The sequence below is a fragment of the Candidatus Izimaplasma bacterium HR1 genome (assembly GCA_000755705.1).
Classification (GTDB): Bacteria; Bacillota_I; Bacilli_A; order Izemoplasmatales; family Izemoplasmataceae; genus Xianfuyuplasma.
This window is the reverse complement of record CP009415.1, coordinates 144,309-164,913: the sequence shown is the minus strand read 5'-3', so window position 1 is coordinate 164,913 and position 20,605 is coordinate 144,309. Positions and strand designations below refer to the sequence as shown.

Genomic DNA, 20,605 nt, shown 5'->3' with positions numbered 1-20,605 from the left:
TTATTATATAATACTTTAGTCAAGGAGATGATATAAATGGCAGTAAGAACAAGGTTTGCACCATCACCTACAGGATTCATTCATGTTGGTAATTTACGTAGTGCAATTTTCACTTATTTAATCGCAAAAAAAGACAAAGGAACTTTTGTTTTAAGAATAGAAGATACTGATCAAGAAAGATATGTTGAAGGTGCAGTAGATACTATTTATTACACATTAGATTCTTGTGGTCTATTATGGGATGAAGGACCTGATAAAGGTGGAGAATTCGGACCATATATTCAATCAGAAAGAATGGAACAATATAAGAAATATGCTTTACAGTTAGTTGAGAAAAAAGAGGCTTACAAATGCTTCTGTACTCCCGAAAGACTAGTTTCATTAAGAGAAGATGGGCATGCTAAATATGACAAGCATTGTCTTCATTTGACTGAAGAAGAAGTTGCTCAAAAAGAAACAGAAGGTATTCCTTATGTTATAAGACAAAAAGTACCGGAAACAGGTTCAACATCTTTTACCTGTCAAGTTTATGGAGAAATCAAAATCGATAATAAAGAAATTGAAGATCAAATAATTTTAAAAAGTGATAACTATCCTACTTATAACTTTGCTAATGTTATTGATGATCATTTAATGAATATTACACATGTTGTTAGAGGGAATGAATATTTAACTTCAACTCCTAAATATACTTTATTGTATAAAGCCTTAGGTTGGGATGAGCCAACTTATGTTCATTTACCACATGTTATCAAAGAAGGCGGTAAAAAACTTTCTAAACGTGAAGGTGATGCTTATTACACTGACTTTATTAAAAGAGGATACCTTCCTGATGCAATTGTTAACTTCCTTGTTTTACTAGGATGGTCTCCAGAAAACAATCAAGAGAAATTTAGTTTAACTGAATTAGAAGAAATCTTCTCAATTGATCGTATTAATAAATCACCAGCAGTATTTGATATTAAAAAACTAAACTGGGTTAATGCACAATATATCAAAGAATTATCAATTGATGAATTAAAAGAAGTATGTATGCCACATCTTGTCAACAGTGGAATCATTGAAGGTAAAGATGAATCTTGGATTGATAGTTTATTAAATGTTTTCAAAGATAGAATTAGTTATGGTGAAGAAGTAATTGAGTTATATGATGAATTCTTTAACTTAGAATTTAAACTAGATGAGGAAGCAACTGAATTCTTAAATCAAGAAGGAGTTAATGATACATTAATTGCTTTTAAAGAATTATTAATAGAGTTAGAAAACTTCACTGCTCAAGATATTAAACCGTTAATTAAGCAAACAGGTAAGATAAGCGGTTCAAAAGGTAAAATGTTATATATGCCTTTACGTATCGCCACTACTGCATCAATGCATGGACCTGATTTACCACAAGTTCTTGCTTTACTTGGAAAAGATACAGTGATAGAAAGATTAAATAGTAATATAAAATAAGACTGTGAATTTCACAGTCTTTTCATTTTGTTTAAGAGAATTCTAATATATAATATAGATAGGTGGTGATTACATGAAAGTATTAGTGTGTAAAAACAAACACTGTAGAGGAAAGGAATCTGAAGAATTATTAAAAGCTCTTAAGGATAAAGATGTGATCTTAGATCATTCTTCTTGTATGGATATGTGTGACAGTGGTCCTAATCTATTTGTGATTCCAAGCTTAAAGATGTATGGCAATGTCACGCTAAACAGACTGGATGATGTATTGAATGGAAATGCTGATGATTTGCTTTATAAAGACGAAATCGATGATTTAGATGTTATAGATGAATATACTAAAAATCCGATGCATGAACGAACAGTAAAACTATTCAGATGGCACCTTGATAAACAAGAGAAATCGAGTGTAGCGGAACTCTGTGAAATCATTAGTGATTTCAAGAAGAAGTACGATGTAAATGGGATTGATTTTACTAATCCTGTTAAGATTGCACTCATCGGTTCTCACCAAGGACCAGACCTACCAAAACTTATTCATTATCTTGGAAAAGAGAGAGCAATGCAGTTGTTTGATGAGTATTTGAAGCGAAACAAACAATAAATAAGTTTGCATTCTATACTAAACTATATTATAATGCTTGTAGAAATATTAAAGAAAAAAGGAGATTTTATGACAGGTACAGTAAAATGGTTTAATTCAGAAAAAGGTTATGGTTTTGTTACTTCGGAAGAAGGGCTTGACATTTTCGTTCACTTCACAGCTATCACTGGTGACGGATTCAAAAGCTTAGAAGAAGGCGCAAAAGTTGAATTTGAAGTTGTTGAAGGCGACAGAGGACCTCAAGCAGCTAACATAGTAAAACTTTAATTTTGAATTAACAATGCAGGAGACTTTCTCCTGCTTTTAATTTGCTTTTTTTTTACAACATAATAATATATAATATGTTATGATGTTATAGATGAATAATTATAGAAAGAAGAAGGTGATAGATATGAAAATATTCAACTCATATACTAATAAACTAGAAGAATTTGTCCCTAGACATAAGGGTAAAGTAAGTATCTATGTCTGTGGTCCTACTGTTTATAGTTATATTCATATCGGTAATGCCCGCCCTGTTATTTTCTTTGATACAGTGAGAAGATATTTTGAACATCGTGACTATGAGGTGAAGTTTGCTTCAAACTTCACAGATGTTGATGATAAAATCATTACAAAAGCGATCGAAGTAGAGAAAACAGAAAAAGAGATAACTGATAAATTTATTGAAGCTTTTTTAACGGATGTTGAAAAAGTGAATTCAAAAACTGATTATATAAAACCTAGAGTTACTGAATATATGGATAAGATTATCCTTTATATTCAAGAACTTATTAATAAAGGATATGCTTATCAAGCAGATGGTGATGTTTATTTTAGAGTAACTAAAATTAAAGATTACGGTATTTTAAGCAATCGTAATGTTGATGATTTAATTAGTGGAGCACGTATTGAAGTGAATACTAAGAAAGAGAATCCTCTTGATTTTACGTTGTGGAAAAAAACAGATGTAGGGATAAAATTCGCTGCCCCGTTTGGTGAAGGACGTCCTGGTTGGCACACTGAGTGTGTGGCAATGATTGAAAATATCTTCGGTGAAGAGATTGATATTCACGGTGGTGGAAGTGGTCTGTTATTCCCTCATCATGAAAACGAAATAGCACAAGCTAAAGCACTTCATAATCACTCTATAGCTAAGTATTGGATGCATAATGGATTACTAAATATTGGTAATGCAAAAATGAGTAAAAGCGAAGGAAAAACGATCCTTGTGAAAGACCTAACAGTTAATCCTAACGCATTTAGATTGTTTACCTTATCAACGCATTATCGTTCACCAATTAACTATACTGATGAAGTCTTAAATAATTATGTAAAAGAATGGGATAAAATTGTTAGAGTATATAAAGCCTTACACCTAAAATTAGATCTAAATGATCATATATATGGTAATGCTAAAATTCATCCTGATCTTCTTTTAATATATAAAGAGTTTTTGGAAGCAATGGATAACGATTTTAATACTGCTAATGGAATTACTGCCCTCCAAAAACTAGTGAAAATAGCTAATCAAATGTTACGTAGTAATACGGAACTTGATGTCTTATTAAGTGTTTTAAAACTGTTTAATGATTTCTTCTCAGTATTCGGGTTAAAACCTGATGTTATTGAGTTAGAAAGAGAAGATAAAAAAACATACCTATTATGGGAGAAAGCTCGTAAGGATAAAGACTTTAGTGCTGCTGATAAATACCGTAATATTCTTCAAGAAAAAGGTGTTATCTAATGAATTTTAATGGTCTAACTTTAGCCTATATAGGCGATGCATCATATGAATTGCTAGTAAGAGAATACCTTCTTAGAAAAGGACTTACAAAAGTTGATAATTTACATAAAGAAGCTATTAAATATACAAGTGCTGAAGGACAAGAAAAAGCTTTTAATTTTATTGAAAGTTCTCTATCTGAAGAAGAGATATCTATATTTAAAAGAGGACGTAATTCTAAATCAGAACGTAAAGCTAGAAACGCTAGTCTTGCCACGTATAAAAGAGCTACAGGTTTTGAATCATTAATGGGTTATCTTCATTTAAGCGATAACATCGAAAGAATCAATGAATTATTCATTATGATTATTGATGGTTTTGAAAATGCGTAGAGGTGCATTTTATGTTTTAATGGCTATAGTGGCCATTGGTATTATTCTACTTAACACGATTGATAGTATTAAATACTTAACATGTGAAGACCCGAATAATTACATTTATGAGATAAATGAGATAACAGAAACATCGATAACTATAACTGTGGATACAACTAGTAGCGCTGAAACGTTTAGTGATTATGTTTATCATATCAATGAAGATACACTTTATATTGGTGTTAAATATACAATGAACCCATTAAATGATAATCCTACAAGTAGATACACTTTTACTATCGAAATTGAAGATGAAATAGATAAAATAATCCTCAAGGGTGGAACAGAAGAAAAAGTTATATTTCCAGAATGACGAATCACGAATTGTGATTCGTTTTTTATTTAGTTGACATTATTGATACTTTAACTATAATAGATAGTGAGTTAGATGCTTTTTCATTCATGACGAAGCGCCTGGTTCTAAATTTGAATAATTAACCCTTGGTTTTAAAAACCTAGGGTTTTAATTTGCCTTTATTTCTCAATAGGCAATTATGAAATCATATGATACAATATTTATACAAAAGGAAGTGATGAATTTGGCAACTATTATAACTGGTAAAAATACTGTTTACGAAGCAATTAAGGCAGACCGAAAAGTATTTGAATTATATGTTCTAACAGGAACTTGTTTTGGGGTATGTGCAGCTGCTAAAAAAGATGGTGTTACAGTCATTGAGATGGATAAGAAAAAACTTAATGAAATCTTACCACCTAATAACCAAGGAATTGGTGCCAAAGTAGCAGATTATAAAACAATTGATTTAGTAGATGCGTTAGCTAAACCTAAACAAAATAAACTTTATATTATGCTCGACTCTTTAGAAGATCCACATAATTTAGGTGCGATTTTACGAAGTAGTGATGCTTTCAATGTTGATGGGATTATTTTGCCTAAAAACCGAAGTGTTAAATTAACTAATACCGTTGCAAAAGTTTCAACTGGTGCAATTGAACATGTTGATGTTATTGGTGTTACTAATTTAAACCAAACGATTAAGAAATTAAAAGATAGTGGTTTTTGGATTGTTGGGACAGACGCAGAAACTGAACAAACAATTGGTGAAATGAATGTTGATACAGATTTGTGTATCGTTATTGGTAATGAAGGAAAAGGAATAAGCAGATTAGTTAAAGAAAATTGTGACTATACTGTAAAGATTCCAATGTCAGGGCATGTTAATAGTCTGAATGCAAGCGTTAGCGCTGCTATAGTTATATATGAGGTGTTTAGAAGAAGAGGTGAATAATGATTTTTCAAGGACATAATGATTTTGAAGTTTTATACCAGATTAGAGAAGGTAACAATGAAGCTTTACAACTTATGTTTGAGAAATACAATTCGCTAATTTCGAAAAAAATATATAAGTTCAACCTCGCTTATGAGTATGATGACATTTATCAAGAAGGTTTGATGATGCTCCATAAATCAATCATTACTTATAATGAAGATAGAGGTAAAACATTTACAAGATACTTTGAAATGAACTTAGAAAGAAAATTGATGACTATCGTTACAAAAAAACGAAGAAGATCAGAAATTTTTTCATCAAATGAATTATACATTTATGAGCAGAATCATAATACTGGGGCGAATTCTCAATATTTTGAATTATACAAAAAAGAAATTGAGAAAATTCTTACCAAAGAAGAGTATTTAGTATATACTTTAAGAGAGTTAAAAAATTATAGCATCAACTATATATCTGGGTTAACAGGTTTGAAAAATAAGCAAATATACAATGTTTTGCATCGTGCTAGGACGAAAATCCGCACTTATTTTAATAACTAAAACTTGACAAAGATTTATATTTTTGCTAAATTATATATTTGCAAGTGAGTTGATAAAATGAGACAAAAAATTATCTTAATATGTGAAGTATGTTTAAGTAGAAACTATACAACATATAAGAATAAAGATAAAAAAGAAAGATTACAAGTAAAGAAGCATTGTAAGCGTTGTGGAAAACACACTTTACATAAAGAAAGTAAGTAGGAGAGATTAACTATGGCTAAAAAAGAACTACAAGAACACAAACCAAATCGTGTGTTAGAAATTTTAAGAACAGAATATCCTTTTGAAAGAATTCTTCTAGGGGTTTTAGGAGCATTCGTTATCGTTTTAGGTGTTTATTTATTAGAAGGATCTGTTTTAGAAATCAGATTAACTACATGGTGGATATTTAATACAGCATTAAAAAGAACTATTTTCTCGATTTTCATTATCTTAGTTGGGACAATTGCGTTCTTTATGGCGGTATGGCCTTTCTTCGTACCAAGTATAGCTGAGATGAGAAAAGTATCTTGGCCAAATAAAAAAACTATTTTTAACCATTCAGCAAGAGTATTTGGATTTATTATTATTATCAGTTTATTCTTTGTATTAATCGATTTTGGATTATCACCATTCTTCGATTGGATCAACGGTCTAGGACAGTAATATGATTCTTGAACGTAGATGGTACATTGTTCAAACGTATTCTGGATATGAAAACTCTGTTAAAATTGCATTAGAACGTCGTATTGAATCTATGCAAATGGAAGAGTTTATCTATCAAGTAATGATTCCTGAAGAAATTCGTCAAGAACGAAAAGCAGATGGAACTATTAAAGAGAAGTTAGTTAAAATCTTCCCTGGGTATGTATTTGTTGAAATGGTAGTAAATGATGATTCATGGTTTATTGTTCGTAACACACCAGGTGTTACAGGGTTCTTAGGTTCAAGTGGGGGAGGTACAAAACCTGTGCCGTTGCCACCAGATGAGATTATTCCAATCTTGAAAAAATGTGGACTTATGGAAGTACCTAAACTTGATATTGAAACTGGTGAAAAAGTTAGAGTTATTGGTGGTGCATTTAGAGACCAAATTGGGACTGTTGATGCTATCGATCAAGAAAAACAAGAAGTTACTGTTTTAGTTGATATGTTTGGTCGTCAAACTCCAGTAGAATTATCTTTTGAAGATATAGAAAAGCTATAGGAAAATTCTTGACATATATATTGATATATAATATAATAGCGTGGCATAGCGTATGCCATGCTATTTTTTTGAGTGGAAGGATTAATCATAATCCAGCGACCACATCACGACCAAAGAGGAGGTGTCTTTCGTGGCTAAAGAAATTAAGACTATCGTAAAACTACAAATTCCAGCAGGAAAAGCTAACCCAGCTCCACCAGTAGGTCCAGCATTAGGACAAGCAGGTGTAAACATCCAAGAATTTTGTGTAAAATTCAACGATGCAACTAAAGATAAAATGGGAAGCGTTATTCCAGTTGTAATTACTGTTTATGACGACAGAAGTTTTACATTCATTACAAAAACTCCACCAGCAAGCGATTTATTAAAAAAAGCAGCTGGAATCAGTAAAGGGAGTGGGAATCCACTTTTAGAAAAAGTTGGTTCTATTACTAAAGCGCAATTAAAAGAAATTGCCGAACAAAAAATGCCTGACTTAAACGCAAATGACGTTGAAGCAGCAATGAACATTATTGCAGGATCTGCAAGAAACATGGGAATCACAATAGTTGACTAAGCACTTAGTTGTAAATATACAGCTAATTGTGGGAGGAGATTCCGTTAGACCACATTTAGGAGGTAAATAAAAATGGCTAAAAAAGGTAAAAAATTCTTAGCTGCAGCTGCACAAGTTGAGAACAAATTATATTCAGCAAGTGAAGCAATAGAATTACTACAGAAAGTATCATTCGAACAATTTGATGCTACAATAGAATTCGCAATGCGCCTTAACTTAGATCCTAGAAAAGCTGAACAAAACTTACGTGGGGCAGTAGTACTACCTCATGGTACAGGTAAAACTAAAACAGTTTTAGTGTTCGCTCAAGGAGAAAAAGCAAAGGAAGCAGAAGCTGCAGGAGCAGATTACGTTGGTGACGACGAGTTTGTACAAAAAATATTAAAAGGATGGATGGAATTCGATACAGTAGTAGCGACTCCAGACATGATGAGTAAAGTTGGACGCTTAGGACGTACGTTAGGACCAAAAGGTTTAATGCCTAACCCTAAAACAGGGACGGTTACTATGGATGTAACAAAAGCAATCAACGAAATCAAAGCTGGTAAAGTTGAATACCGTGTTGATAAAGTAGGAAACATTCATGTTTCTATTGGTAAGAAATCATTTTCTGCTGATAAACTATTAGAAAACTTACAAGTTATCTATGAAACACTATTAAAACTAAGACCATCTACTGTAAAAGGTGTTTATATTGAAAATATTTCAATCGCATCTACTATGGGGCCTGGAATTAAAATCGATAAAGATCAAATTCTAAGTCAGTAACAAAAACTAAAAAACGAATAAAGGCTTTATGTCGAAGACTTAGGTGCACTAGATGCTCAATATCCTAACGAGATCAAAAGAATATATAATATATACCTCTTTTGTCTATGACATGGGAGGTTTTTATTTATAAATCGTTGGAGTAATCCAACAAACAAATTCATGGAGGTGAATTAGGTGTCAGTAAAAGCAATCGAAAGAAAACATCAAGAAGTAACTGCTTTAGTTGAAAGAATGCAAAACTCTAAAAGTTTCGTAATCTTAGATTATAGTGGGTTAACAGTTGAACAAGTAACAAAACTTCGTGTTGAATTACTAGAGAACAACTGTGAAATAGCAGTAATCAAAAACAACATCACAAGAAGAGCTGCTAAAGAACTTGGTTTCGATGTATTAGCTGAAAACCTAGTTGGACCAAACGCCGTAGCTTTTAGTAATGAAGACAGCGTATCTGCTGCTAAAATCGTTTACGATTTCGCAAAAGATAATACTGCTTTAGAATTAAAAGTTGGTGTAGTTGACGGAGAATACATGGATAATACAAACATCCAAGTAATCGCAACAGTTCCATCTAGAGATACATTGTTAACAATGATCGCAGCTGGTTTATTAGAACCAATCAAAGAAGTAGCAATCGGGCTAGACTTAATGGCTCAAAAATTAGAAAATCCAGAAGAAAGTTCAGTTGAATAAGGAGGACATATCATGGCATTAACAAACCAAGAAATAATTGAAGCATTAAAAGGAAAAACATTATTAGAATTAAAAGATTTAGTTGACCTAATGAAAGAAGAATTCGGTGTAGACCCTAGTGCAGTATCTGCAGCACCTGCAGCAGCAGTAGACGAAGGACCTAAAGAAGTATCTGTAATTTTAGAAAGCCCAGGCGGAAGCAAAATTCCAGTTATTAAAGTAGTTAGAGCATTAACAGGTTTAGGATTAAAAGAAGCTAAAGCGGTAGTAGATAGCGCACCAGCTCCTATTAAAGAAAACATCTCACCTGAAGATGCTGAAGAAATCAAAGCACAATTAGAAGAAGCTGGAGCAGTAGTTTCAGTAAAATAATTATCTTTTAAAAAACAACCAGAGCCTGGCTCTGGTTTTTGCCTATTTGAATATACAAGTGGAGTTGATCACATGCCACACTATTTTAGTGAAGATAATAATACATTAAAAAGCAATCCATTAGAGGTTGCTTTTCGTGTTAACGATACTGATCTAAAATTCCAAACCGACTATGGAGTGTTCTCTAAAAGTGGTTTAGATAGAGGAACTAGAGTGTTGTTTGATTATTTAGAAGTTCTAGATAATGAGCAATCAGTTTTAGACCTTGGATGTGGGTATGGTGTTATCGGGATCTACATAGCCAAATCACATCAGCTATCAGTTGATATGGTTGACGTTAATAAACGGGCATTAGAGTTAAGTGAGAAAAACAGCATTTTAAATAAAGTAGATACTAATGTTTATATGAGTGATGGTTTTAGTAATGTTGAGAAGAAATTCGATTTAATTATTACTAACCCACCAATCCGTGCTGGTAAAAAAGTGTATTACAAGTTTTTTTCAGATAGTGTAAACTATCTAAACGAGGGAGGCCGCTTTTATGTTGTTATCAACAAAAAGCATGGGGCTATGTCAGCAATTAAGTATTTAGAATCAATTTATGAATCGGTTGAAATATTAGGAAAAAAGAAAGGATTTCATGTCCTTTTATGCAAAAATGATTGACTATTTGACAGTTATATGATATTATATTAAATTGCCAAAACGCGCGCTTTTTTGCGTTTATACTACATTTTCAACAATTAAAATGGGGTGAAGTTTGTGAGTTACAAATTAGTAGATTACGGTAAGAAAAGACAACGAAGAAACTACTCGAAAGTTAAATCTAATGTAGATTTACCAGACTTAATAAAAGTTCAAACTGAATCATTCAAATGGTTCATCGATAAAGGCTTAGCAGAACTGTTTAGAGACATTTCTCCTATTCAAAACTTTACGGAAAATATTGAGCTTTATTTCGAGGATTATGAGTTAAGTGAAGAGAAATACGACATTGGTGAATCTAAAGTCAAAGACATGACTTACTCAAAACCTTTACGTGTTAATGTTAAATTAGTTAACAAAGACACTGGAGAAATCAAGCAACAAAAAATCTTTATGGGAGATTTTCCTATGATGTCTCCGACAGGTTCATTTATCATCAATGGTAGTGAACGTGTAATCGTATCACAAATCGTACGTAGTGCTGGAGTTTTCTTTAGCGAGAATATCGATAAGAAAACATTAAAGTCAAAGTACTTAGGACAAGTTATCCCAACACGTGGTGCTTGGTTAGAGTATGAGATGGGATCTAAAAACGTTCTTTTTGTTAAATTAGATCGTAGTAAAAAGATACCTCTAACTACTTTACTAAGAGCTTTAGGTTTCGGTAGTAACGATCAAATTATTGAAACATACGGAGAAAGTGATTTATTATCACTAACACTAGCTAAAGACATTACTAAAAACTCAGATGAAGCAATTAAGGAAGTTTATTCTAAACTTAGACAAGGTGAAACAGCTACTGTCGAAGGTGCGAAAAGCTTCTTAATTAGTCGTTTATTTGATGCTAAAAGATATGATTTAGCTGAAGTAGGGCGTTACAAAATAAATAAGAAGCTAGATGTTTTAAGCCGTGTATTCGGTAAAAAATTAGCTTATGATTTAGTTGATCCTGAAACTGGTGAAATCATTGTTGAGAAAAATACTGAGATTACAAGAGAAACAGTAGAACTTCTTAAAGACTACCGCCATTTATTTACAAGTAAAGTACCTGGTGTAGGAAGTTATGATTTAGAATATGACTTTGCTGATCAAATAGAAATCTTTAAGACTGCACAAGTCGGAGATACTTTATTATTTGGTTATATGAGCGATGAAGAATTGCTAACACAAATTCGTAACCAAGAGTTCTTAACTGGAAAAGCATATTATAAAAATTACTTGAAAGCTAACGGTTTAACAGACAAAATGTTAACTGAAGAATTTGGTAAACAATATGTTAAAGATTTAAAATTAGGATATGAAACTATTCTAGAAAATGAAAATATCCGTTTTGAATTAGCTGAAATTCAAATTTTAGAAGTTATTAATAAAACTGCACATGATGAAGAAGTAATCGTTAAAGTAATTGGTAACAACAGTTACGAAGACGCTGTTCACATCGTGCCTTCAGATATTATTGCTTCTATCTCTTATTACTTAAACTTATTTGATAGAGTTGGTTCTCTTGATGACATCGACCATTTAGGAAATAGACGTTTACGTTTAATCGGTGAATTATTGAAAAACCAATTTAGAATTGGTTTAACTAAAATGGAGAAAAATGTTAAAGATAGAATGTCAACAAAAGAACCTGATGAAATTACACCACAAAAATTAATTAACATTCGTCCTTTAACTTCAAGTTTAAAAGAATTCTTTGGATCAAGTCAGTTGTCACAATTCATGGCACAAACAAATCCATTAGATGAATTAACACATAAAAGACGTATCTCTGCCCTTGGACCTGGTGGTTTAACAAGAGATAGAGCTGGATTTGAAGTACGTGACGTACATCACAGTCATTACGGAAGAATCTGTCCTATTGAAACTCCTGAGGGACAAAACATCGGATTGATCAACAGTTTAGCTTCATATGTTAAAGTAAACAAATACGGATTCATGGAAACTCCATACTTAAAAATTGGACAACGTGAAGATGGTACTGTTTATGTAACTAAGGAAATTGTTTATTTATCAGCTGATGAAGAAGAAAGATTTACAATCGCTCAAGGGAATGCTTGGGTAGATGAAAATAGAAATATGATGCATGAACAAGTAGTTGCTCGTAAACAAGGTGAAACGAAAATGTTCCCTCGTGAAAAATTAGAGTTAATGGACGTATCTCCTAAACAGATCGTTTCAATAAGTACTGCTTGTATTCCGTTCTTAGAACATGATGATGCAAACCGTGCTTTAATGGGTGCGAACATGCAACGTCAAGCAATCCCTCTATTAATTCCGGAAGCACCATTTGTTGGTACTGGTATTGAATATAAAGCAGCACATGATTCTGGAAGCACGCAAGTTGCTTTAAATGATGGTGTTGTTGAATACGTTGATGCTAAAGTTATCAGAGTTAGAAGGGAAGACGGAAAATTAGATGTATATGATTTATACAAATTCCAACGTTCAAACCAAGGTACTTGTATAACACAAAGACCAATTGTTAAAATTGGTGATCAAATCAAAGCTAGTGACACTATCACTGACGGACCTTCAATGGACCAAGGTGAATTAGCTCTTGGTCGTAACGTAGTAGTTGGTTTCATGACATGGAACGGTTATAACTATGAAGATGCTATCATTATGAGTGAAAGACTAGTTAAAGAAGATGTTTACACTTCAATCCATATTGAAAAGTATGAATTAGAAGCTCGTGATACAAAACTTGGTAAAGAAGAAATTACTAGAGAAATTCCTCACGTAAGTGATGAAGGTCGTAAATACTTAGATGAAAAAGGAATTATCATTCCTGGTGCTGAAGTATTTGAAGGTGATATCTTAGTTGGTAAAGTAACTCCTAAAGGTGTTACAGATCCAACTCCAGAAGATAAATTGTTATTAGCTATCTTCGGTGAGAAATCACGTGAAGTTAGAGATACATCACTTAAAGTACCACATGGTGGTGGAGGTATTGTTCAATCTGTTAAATACTTCGCAAGAGCTAATGGTGATGAATTAAGTCCTGGTGTTAACGAAGTTGTACGTATTTATATCGTTCAAAAACGTAAAATTAACGAGGGAGATAAAATGGCTGGTCGTCATGGTAATAAAGGAGTTATCTCTAAAATATTACCAATCGAAGATATGCCTTACATGGAAGATGGAACACCTATCGACATCATGTTAAACCCACTTGGGGTACCTTCTCGTATGAATATCGGACAAGTCTTAGAAATCCATTTAGGTATGGCAGCTAAACGTCTTGGGACACATGTTGCTACGCCAGTATTTGATGGAGTTAAGATTGAAGATTTAGCTAAAATTATGGAAGAATCTGGAATGGCTCCTGATGGTAAACAAGCATTATATTCAGGACAAACTGGTGAAAGATATGATAACCGTATTAGTGTTGGTGTTATGTATATGATCAAACTAGACCACATGGTTGATGATAAATTACATGCTCGTTCAGTAGGACCTTATACTTTAGTAACACAACAACCTATGGGTGGTAAAGCTCAAAACGGTGGACAACGTTTCGGAGAAATGGAAGTTTGGGCATTAGAAGCTTATGGTGCTGCTTACGCTCTTCAAGAAATGTTAACTGTTAAGTCTGATGATATTATCGGACGTAATAAAGTGTTTAGAGCAATCGTTGATGGTAAATCAATTCCTGCTCCAAGCTTACCTGAAAGTTTCCGAGTATTAACAAGAGAATTACAAAGTTTAGGTATCTATGTTGAGTTAATCAATAGAGAAACTGGAGCTAATGAAGCTAACAAAAGTTTAGTGAACGAAGATAGTGAAGACTATATTTCTAAATATGGTTTCTCAAACTAGAAAGTAGGGTGATTTTATGAGTCAAAGATTTTCACATTATAAAATTAGATTAGCTAGTCCTGAAGAGATCAGAGGTTGGTCGTTTGGTGAAGTAAAAAAACATGAAACAATTAATTACCGTACTTTGAAACCAGAAAAGGATGGACTGTTTTGTGAAGTTATTTTTGGTCCTACTAAGGACTATCAATGTGCTTGTAACAATAAATCTAAAAGAAGTAGCCACACTGGTAAGAAATGCCAAGTTTGTGGAGTTGAAATAACTGAAAGTAAAGTACGTCGTGAACGTATGGGGCATATTGAATTAGCTGCTCCTGTTGTTCATACTTGGTATTTAAGAAACTCACCAAGTAGATTAGCAACATTACTTGCAATTAAAGCTAAAGATTTAGAAGAAGTTGTATACCTTGCTTCATACATCGTTATTGAACCAGGAGATACAGATTTACAATTCAAACAAATCTTAAGTGAAGCTGATTATTCAGTAAAATATATGGAATATGGAAGCCGCTTCAAAGCCTTAAGTGGTGCTGAAGCAGTGAAAGTATTACTTAAAAAATTAGATCTTAAAAAAGAATCATTAATTTTACGTAGTGAATTACCAACAGCTTCTAAACAAAAACGTGAAAAAATCATTAAACGTTTAGAAATAGTTGAAGCATTCCTAAAATCAGATAATAAACCAGAATGGATGGTTCTAGATGTACTACCAGTAATTCCACCGGAATTACGTCCAATGGTACAACTAGATGGTGGACGTTTTGCGACTACTGACTTAAACGATTTATACAGAAGAATCTTAAACCGTAACAACCGTTTAAAACGTCAATTTGAACAAAATGCCCCACACTTAATTACTAAAAATGAGAAACGTATGTTACAAGAAGCAGTTGATGCTTTAATTGATAACTCTAAACGTGGAAGAAAAGTAGTTGAGAAGAATAGACCATTAAAATCATTAAGTGATTTATTACGCGGGAAGCAAGGTCGTTTCAGACAAAACTTACTAGGGAAACGTGTTGATTATTCAGGACGTTCAGTAATCGTAGTAGGTCCAGACTTAGAAATGTACCAATGTGGACTACCTAAAGAAATGGCTGTTACATTATTCAAACCATTCGTTATTAAAGAATTAATTGAACGCGAAATCGCTTCAAATATTAAATCTGCAAAACGTTTAGTAGAACAATTACAAGACGAAAGAATCTGGGACGTTGTTGAAGACGTAATCAGAGAACATCCAGTTTTATTAAACCGTGCACCTACATTACATAGACTTGGTATCCAAGCATTTGAACCTAAACTAGTTGAAGGTAAAGCAATTCGTCTTCATCCACTAGTAACAACAGCATTTAATGCTGACTTTGATGGGGATCAAATGGCTGTCCATGTTCCACTTAGTGAAGAAGCACAAGCAGAAGCACGAGTATTAATGTTAGCTTCAAACAACATATTAAACCCTAAAGATGGTAAACCAATCGTTACACCTTCTCAGGATATGGTATTAGGTAACTATTACTTAACTCAAGAGAAAGCTGGAGAAGTTGGTGAAGGTAGTGTTTATAGTAGAGTTGATGAAGCAACAATCGCTTATGAAAATAAGTTTATTACTCTTCATACAAGAATCGCAATCAAAGGTTCAGCATTAGGTAATGCACCATTAACTGATGATCAACGTAAAGGATACTTAGTAACTACATACGGAAAATTATACTTCAATAGTATCTTACCTAAAGAATTCGCATACTTGAATGAACCGACATTAACGAATTTACAAAAACAAAAAAATCCTGAAACTGGAGAAGAAAAGTACGTTACTCCACAAAAATTCTTTGTACCTAGAGGTACTGATATTAGAGAATTTGTTAAAGCACAGCCACTTGTATCTCCATTTAAAAAAGGATTCTTATCACAAATTATTTCTGAAGTATTTGTTGTCTTCAAAATCAATGAAACTTCTAAAATGTTAGATAAACTTAAGAACTTAGGGTTTAAATTTTCAACACAAGCTGGTATTACAGTATCAGCAAGTGATGTTCAAGTTTACTCTAAAAAAGTAGAAGAAGTTGAAAGAACGCAAAAGATTGTTGATAGTTTACATCAACAATATGATATGGGTCTTCTAACGGACTACGAAAGATATAAACTAGTAATCAAGGAATGGGCAGATGTTAAAAGTAAAATCCAAAAAGGATTAATGAAAGAATTAACTTCTGACAACCATATCTTTATGATGAGTGATTCTGGTGCCCGTGGTAATGCATCAAACTTTACACAGTTAGCTGGTATGCGTGGTTCAATGGCGAATACTAAACGTGAAGGATTAAATACTGCATATAACATTAAAGCCGGAATTAAATCAACAATTGAGTTACCTGTAAAATCTTCATTTATTGAAGGTTTAACGATGTCTGAGTTCTTCATCTCAACACATGGTGCCCGTAAAGGTTCTACCGATACAGCATTAAAAACAGCTGACTCTGGTTACTTAACAAGACGTCTAGTAGATGTATCACAAGACTTAGTAATTACTGAAGAAGATTGTCACACAGATAATGGAGTTACGATTAGAGAAATTACCCATGCAGATGGAAAAGAAATCGTACCATTCTTAGACCGTTTAATCGGTAGATATGCAGCTGAAAATGCTGTTCATCCAGATACTGGAGAAATTTTAGTTGGTAAAAATGAATATATTACAGATGAAACTGCAAAACAAATTTGTGACGCAGGAATCGTTGAGTTAAGAATCAGAAGTGTCTTAACTTGTGATTCTAATAGAGGAATCTGTAAAAAATGTTACGGACAAAACTTATCTACAGGATCACAAGTTGAAGTTGGAGAGAGTGTTGGTACTATCGCCGCTCAATCAATTGGTGAACCTGGTACACAGTTAACAATGCGTACCTTCCATACAGGAGGAGTAGCCGGTGCGGATATCACGCAAGGTCTTCCTCGTATCCAGGAACTATTTGAAGCTCGTACTCCAAAAGGTAAAGCCGTAATTAGTGAAATTGATGGGACAGTATCAGATATCGAAATCGTGGAAGAACGTTATAAAGTAACAGTAGAAAACGGACTAGAACAACACGTTTACGAAACAAACTCTGGTGTAACATTATTAGTTGAAGAAGGAGATGATGTAACCGCAGGTACGAAAATTACTGATGGTTCTATCGATCCTAAGCAATTATTAAAAGCAACAGATGCTGAAACTACTCAACAATATATCTTAAAAGAAGTACAAAAAGTATATCGTGCTCAAGGTATCGAAATCAGCGATAAACATATTGAAATTATCATTCACCAAATGATGAAGAAAATCAATGTTATCATTGAAGGAGATACTAAGTTATTACCTGGTGCACAAGTAAGTGTAAGAGAATTTAAAGTTGCTAATAGAGAAACTTTAGCCAAACGTTTAAAACCAGCCGTTGGACGCCCAGCATTACTAGGGATTACAAGAGCAAGTTTACGTTCAGAATCATTCTTAAGTGCTGCTTCATTCCAGGAAACAACAAGAGTTCTAACAGACGCTGCAATACGCGGTAAAGTTGATGAATTAGTTGGATTGAAAGAAAACGTAATTATCGGTGGATTAATTCCTGCTGGTACTGGTATTCTAAGAGACACTAAATTTGAATACGAAAAAGAACCACTAGAAGAGGAAGTTCTTGAAACTCCTCAAGATGAAAACCCATTTGTGATGGACGATTATCAATTCTAATAAACTAAAAAGAGACTTTATAAAAGTCTCTTTTTTTATACTTAGAGTATATTTAGAATTAAAAATAGCTACCAAACAATAGCTATTTTTTCTTTACTTCAAATCTTAATGTTGTTTTAAGTTTCTCAGGACTTACTTTCCTTGGATCACTTATATATATTTCGGTATGTACTTTAGATAATCTATCGTAACCATTTTCCTGACAATACTCTTCCATCTTACTAAATGTCTCTGGTTCATTATCATAACTGCCTAAATGGATTGTCTGACAAACAGTAGATTCCTTACTCTTAATTAACTTAGAATCAAGTATTATCTTGTTATTCTTTTTAAGATATGCTGATTCCTTTATCATATCAAACAACTCATCAGTAACAAAATCGGGCTGTCTGATCATAATTTGATAGACTAATTCATCTTTAATATCAATCACACTACTATCTTTACTGTATAATTCCTTTCCTTTTCCAGTTAAATCCCAAATACCTTCTAATGGGAAAACAGTGTATTCAAAGTAACCATCTATCTTAATATTCTTCTTAGGGGCCATCTTTATACCATATGATAAAGCATATAATGCTTCTACACATTCTTTAAAATCAGTACTATTAGGATTTCCTTTTCCTTCAATCATGATATGTTTAAAGGAATCAATTTCTGTTATACTTACTCTCTTCGGTAGATAGATTTCTTTATCTTGCTTTCGCCATTCATATTTCATAGTTATCCTCTTTTCCAATCTTTAATAGTATATGTGTATTATACTATACTTTCTTAATGATAAAAATTATAGTAAAACATTTTCAAGCAAATAGTTCTTTCTTTATTCTAGTTTTGTGGTATAGTAATTTGTACGCCTTTCGAAATAAAGGCGTTTAGTATGAAAGATTTAATCTTTCGGAGGAATGAATATGAGAACACAAAGTATAATAAATGTCGCAGTAATTGCCCACGTAGACGCTGGAAAATCTACTTTAGTAGATGCTTTACTACAACAATCAGGAGTATTTTCTGATAATGAAGTACCAGTCGAACAAGTAATGGATTCTAATGATCTTGAAAGAGAAAGAGGAATCACAATTTACTCAAAGAACTGTGCTATTGAACATAAAGGAACTAAGATTAATATTGTCGATACACCAGGACATGCTGACTTTAGTAGTGAAGTAGAACGTATTATCAAAACAGTTGATACTGTAATCCTTCTAGTTGACTCTAGTGAAGGGCCAATGCCCCAAACTCGTGTTGTTTTAGAAAAAGCCTTACAGCGAGGATTAAGACCGATTCTATTTATTAATAAAATCGATAAGAAAGATCAAAGAGCTGAAGAGGTTGTTGATTTAAGCTTTGATTTATTCGTTGATTTAGGTGCATCAGATGAACAGTTAGATTTCCCAATTGTTTATGGTGTTGCTAGAGAAGGTATTGCGATGCTAGATATGGAAGATAAAAGTACTAACTTAGATCCTCTATTTGATTTGCTATTAGATCATGTCGATAGTTATGTGGATAACTCAGAAGAACCATTAAAACTTCAAGTATCATCATTATCATATGATGATTACTTAGGAAGATTAGGTATCGGACGTGTTACTAGAGGAACTATTGTTAAAGGACAAACATACCGTGTAAGTAAACGTGATGGGACAGTTGTTCGTATTAAAATAGCTGCATTATTTGTTAATGAAGGTTTAAATAAAATAGATAAAGATAAAGCATATGCTGGAGATATAGTAACGTTTAGTGGTGTATCTCATATCTCAATTGGAGAAACAGTTTGTGATATTGATAATATAGAACCAATGGAAATGATTGAAATTGAGAAACCAACGCTTTCAATGAACTTCCTTGTAAACAATTCGCCATTCGTTGGACGTAGTGGTAAATTAGTAACAACTAGACAAATAAGATCAAGACTTAATAAAGAATTAGAAACTAACATCGGACTTGAAGTTGAAGAGTTAGATGGTATTGAAGGATATAAAGTAAACGGTAGAGGTGAACTTCACTTATCAATTCTCTTAGAGAATATGAGAAGAGAAGGGTTTGAACTATCTGTTTCTAAACCTGAAGTACTATTTCATATGGTAGATGATAAGAAATATGAACCATATGAAAAAGTAATTATTAGTGCTCCAGATCAATTTATTGGTAGTGTTATTTCTCAGTTAAACCTGAAAAAAGGAATGCTTCAAGCAATGGATACAGAGAATGCTTATACTAGAGTTGAGTATTTAGTACCAACTAGAGGTATCATTGGATATAGATCTGAGTTTATCAATACAACTCGTGGAACGGGAACTATGGAAAAATCATTTGATTCATACCAACCTTACGCTGGGGACATTGATAACCACCGTAATGGAGTGTTTATTGCTAAAGAAAAAGGTAAAACAATGGCTTATAGTTTATTCCACTTAAGTGAAAGAGCTAGAATGATTGTTGAACCAGCTACTGAAGTATATCCAGGGATGATTATTGGATTAAACTCAAGAAGCTTTGATTTAGTTGTAAATCCTTGTAAGAATAAGAACTTAACTAATGTCCGTTCTAGTGGTACTGATGAAGCATTAAAACTTTTAGAACCACTTAGATTTACTTTAGAAGAAGCATTAGAATTTATCAATCAAGATGAATATGTAGAAATTACACCAGATGCAATAAGATTACGTAAAAAAATACTAGATGAAAACGAACGTAGAAGATACAACAAACAAATGAACTATCTTCAAGGTGCATAATAAATTAAAAGAACAATAGTCATTCTATTGTTCTTTTTTATTGCA

General features: G+C 32.8%; 20 protein-coding genes and 1 other annotated feature. Of the genes, 19 read left to right on the top strand and 1 reads right to left on the bottom strand.

Annotated features, from left to right (window positions below; genetic code table 11):
• Positions 1-36 precede the first annotated feature (36 nt).
• The 18 genes from gltX (at position 37) to rpoC (ending at position 17,819) form a co-directional block, all read left to right on the top strand.
• Entirely contained in the window at positions 37-1,455 is a 1,419-nt protein-coding gene (gltX, locus tag KQ51_RS00850) for a glutamate--tRNA ligase (RefSeq protein WP_038467807.1), read from the top strand.
• Positions 1,456-1,528: 73 nt separating this feature from the next.
• Positions 1,529-2,059 carry a (2Fe-2S) ferredoxin domain-containing protein gene (locus tag KQ51_RS00845; RefSeq protein ID WP_038467804.1) on the top strand — a complete coding sequence of 177 codons (531 nt, stop codon included), beginning with the start codon at positions 1,529-1,531 and terminating at the stop codon, positions 2,057-2,059.
• 69 nt (positions 2,060-2,128) lie between these two features.
• Positions 2,129-2,326, top strand: a complete 198-nt coding sequence (locus KQ51_RS00840; protein ID WP_038467801.1) for a cold-shock protein — start codon at positions 2,129-2,131, stop codon at positions 2,324-2,326.
• Positions 2,327-2,450: 124 nt separating this feature from the next.
• Positions 2,451-3,785 carry a cysteine--tRNA ligase gene (cysS, locus tag KQ51_RS00835; RefSeq protein ID WP_038467798.1) on the top strand — a complete coding sequence of 445 codons (1,335 nt, stop codon included), beginning with the start codon at positions 2,451-2,453 and terminating at the stop codon, positions 3,783-3,785.
• On the top strand, positions 3,785-4,156 hold the full coding sequence (locus KQ51_RS00830; protein ID WP_038467795.1) for a Mini-ribonuclease 3: 372 nt from the start codon (positions 3,785-3,787) through the stop codon (positions 4,154-4,156). Before cysS ends, KQ51_RS00830 begins: the two co-directional genes overlap by 1 nt.
• A gap of 19 nt (positions 4,157-4,175) precedes the next feature.
• A complete protein-coding gene (locus tag KQ51_RS00825) occupies positions 4,176-4,511 on the top strand; it encodes a hypothetical protein (protein WP_144242070.1) in 336 nt (111 codons plus the stop codon).
• A gap of 226 nt (positions 4,512-4,737) precedes the next feature.
• A complete protein-coding gene (rlmB, locus tag KQ51_RS00820) occupies positions 4,738-5,448 on the top strand; it encodes a 23S rRNA (guanosine(2251)-2'-O)-methyltransferase RlmB (RefSeq protein WP_052608981.1) in 711 nt (236 codons plus the stop codon).
• A complete protein-coding gene (locus KQ51_RS00815) occupies positions 5,448-5,990 on the top strand; it encodes a hypothetical protein (RefSeq protein WP_038467785.1) in 543 nt (180 codons plus the stop codon). Before rlmB ends, KQ51_RS00815 begins: the two co-directional genes overlap by 1 nt.
• A 57-nt stretch (positions 5,991-6,047) precedes the next feature.
• Positions 6,048-6,194, top strand: coding sequence for a 50S ribosomal protein L33 (rpmG, locus tag KQ51_RS00810; protein WP_038467782.1), 147 nt, complete (start codon positions 6,048-6,050; stop codon positions 6,192-6,194).
• Positions 6,195-6,206: 12 nt separating this feature from the next.
• The gene (gene secE / locus KQ51_RS09630) at positions 6,207-6,638 is read left to right on the top strand and encodes a preprotein translocase subunit SecE (protein ID WP_052608978.1); all 432 of its coding nucleotides are present in this window, start codon (positions 6,207-6,209) and stop codon (positions 6,636-6,638) included.
• A 1-nt stretch (position 6,639) separates the two neighbouring features.
• Positions 6,640-7,179 carry a transcription termination/antitermination protein NusG gene (gene nusG / locus KQ51_RS00800; RefSeq protein ID WP_038467779.1) on the top strand — a complete coding sequence of 180 codons (540 nt, stop codon included), beginning with the start codon at positions 6,640-6,642 and terminating at the stop codon, positions 7,177-7,179.
• 130 nt (positions 7,180-7,309) lie between these two features.
• Complete coding sequence (gene rplK, locus KQ51_RS00795; RefSeq protein ID WP_038467776.1) at positions 7,310-7,735, top strand: 50S ribosomal protein L11; 426 nt, start codon at positions 7,310-7,312, stop codon at positions 7,733-7,735.
• Between the two features lie 72 nt (positions 7,736-7,807).
• Positions 7,808-8,503, top strand: coding sequence for a 50S ribosomal protein L1 (rplA, locus tag KQ51_RS00790; RefSeq protein WP_038467773.1), 696 nt, complete (start codon positions 7,808-7,810; stop codon positions 8,501-8,503).
• A gap of 13 nt (positions 8,504-8,516) precedes the next feature.
• Positions 8,517-8,638, top strand: a sequence feature (ribosomal protein L10 leader region).
• A gap of 42 nt (positions 8,639-8,680) precedes the next feature.
• The gene (gene rplJ / locus KQ51_RS00785; protein ID WP_038467770.1) at positions 8,681-9,196 is read left to right on the top strand and encodes a 50S ribosomal protein L10; all 516 of its coding nucleotides are present in this window, start codon (positions 8,681-8,683) and stop codon (positions 9,194-9,196) included.
• A gap of 12 nt (positions 9,197-9,208) precedes the next feature.
• Positions 9,209-9,568, top strand: a complete 360-nt coding sequence (gene rplL, locus KQ51_RS00780; RefSeq protein WP_038467767.1) for a 50S ribosomal protein L7/L12 — start codon at positions 9,209-9,211, stop codon at positions 9,566-9,568.
• A gap of 72 nt (positions 9,569-9,640) precedes the next feature.
• On the top strand, positions 9,641-10,234 hold the full coding sequence (locus KQ51_RS00775) for a class I SAM-dependent methyltransferase (protein WP_038467764.1): 594 nt from the start codon (positions 9,641-9,643) through the stop codon (positions 10,232-10,234).
• Positions 10,235-10,330: 96 nt separating this feature from the next.
• Positions 10,331-14,095, top strand: a complete 3,765-nt coding sequence (gene rpoB / locus KQ51_RS00770) for a DNA-directed RNA polymerase subunit beta (protein ID WP_038467761.1) — start codon at positions 10,331-10,333, stop codon at positions 14,093-14,095.
• Between the two features lie 16 nt (positions 14,096-14,111).
• Complete coding sequence (rpoC, locus tag KQ51_RS00765) at positions 14,112-17,819, top strand: DNA-directed RNA polymerase subunit beta' (protein ID WP_038467758.1); 3,708 nt, start codon at positions 14,112-14,114, stop codon at positions 17,817-17,819.
• 82 nt (positions 17,820-17,901) lie between these two features.
• Here the strand turns inward: rpoC and KQ51_RS00760 are convergent, their stop codons facing one another.
• Positions 17,902-18,540 (bottom strand): GyrI-like domain-containing protein, encoded by a 639-nt coding sequence (locus tag KQ51_RS00760; protein ID WP_038467755.1) that lies wholly within the window; start codon positions 18,538-18,540, stop codon positions 17,902-17,904.
• Between the two features lie 190 nt (positions 18,541-18,730).
• On the opposite strand from KQ51_RS00760, the gene typA reads away from it, so the two are divergent.
• On the top strand, positions 18,731-20,560 hold the full coding sequence (gene typA, locus KQ51_RS00755; RefSeq protein ID WP_437178352.1) for a translational GTPase TypA: 1,830 nt from the start codon (positions 18,731-18,733) through the stop codon (positions 20,558-20,560).
• Positions 20,561-20,605 lie beyond the last annotated feature (45 nt).

Bases quoted from the DNA above. Each gene is read 5' to 3' on its own strand.
- gltX (WP_038467807.1), top strand. From the start codon at position 37: ATGGCAGTAAGAACAAGGTTTGCACCATCACCTACAGGATTCATTCAT.
- cysS (WP_038467798.1), top strand. From the start codon at position 2,451: ATGAAAATATTCAACTCATATACTAATAAACTAGAAGAATTTGTCCCT.
- KQ51_RS00840 (WP_038467801.1), top strand. From the start codon at position 2,129: ATGACAGGTACAGTAAAATGGTTTAATTCAGAAAAAGGTTATGGTTTT.
- rplL (WP_038467767.1), top strand. From the start codon at position 9,209: ATGGCATTAACAAACCAAGAAATAATTGAAGCATTAAAAGGAAAAACA.
- secE (WP_052608978.1), top strand. From the start codon at position 6,207: ATGGCTAAAAAAGAACTACAAGAACACAAACCAAATCGTGTGTTAGAA.
- KQ51_RS00845 (WP_038467804.1), top strand. From the start codon at position 1,529: ATGAAAGTATTAGTGTGTAAAAACAAACACTGTAGAGGAAAGGAATCT.
- rplA (WP_038467773.1), top strand. From the start codon at position 7,808: ATGGCTAAAAAAGGTAAAAAATTCTTAGCTGCAGCTGCACAAGTTGAG.
- rpoC (WP_038467758.1), top strand. From the start codon at position 14,112: ATGAGTCAAAGATTTTCACATTATAAAATTAGATTAGCTAGTCCTGAA.
- KQ51_RS00775 (WP_038467764.1), top strand. From the start codon at position 9,641: ATGCCACACTATTTTAGTGAAGATAATAATACATTAAAAAGCAATCCA.
- KQ51_RS00830 (WP_038467795.1), top strand. From the start codon at position 3,785: ATGAATTTTAATGGTCTAACTTTAGCCTATATAGGCGATGCATCATAT.
- KQ51_RS00815 (WP_038467785.1), top strand. From the start codon at position 5,448: ATGATTTTTCAAGGACATAATGATTTTGAAGTTTTATACCAGATTAGA.
- nusG (WP_038467779.1), top strand. From the start codon at position 6,640: ATGATTCTTGAACGTAGATGGTACATTGTTCAAACGTATTCTGGATAT.
- KQ51_RS00760 (WP_038467755.1), bottom strand. From the start codon at position 18,540: ATGAAATATGAATGGCGAAAGCAAGATAAAGAAATCTATCTACCGAAG.
- KQ51_RS00825 (WP_144242070.1), top strand. From the start codon at position 4,176: ATGGCTATAGTGGCCATTGGTATTATTCTACTTAACACGATTGATAGT.
- typA (WP_437178352.1), top strand. From the start codon at position 18,731: ATGAGAACACAAAGTATAATAAATGTCGCAGTAATTGCCCACGTAGAC.
- rpmG (WP_038467782.1), top strand. From the start codon at position 6,048: ATGAGACAAAAAATTATCTTAATATGTGAAGTATGTTTAAGTAGAAAC.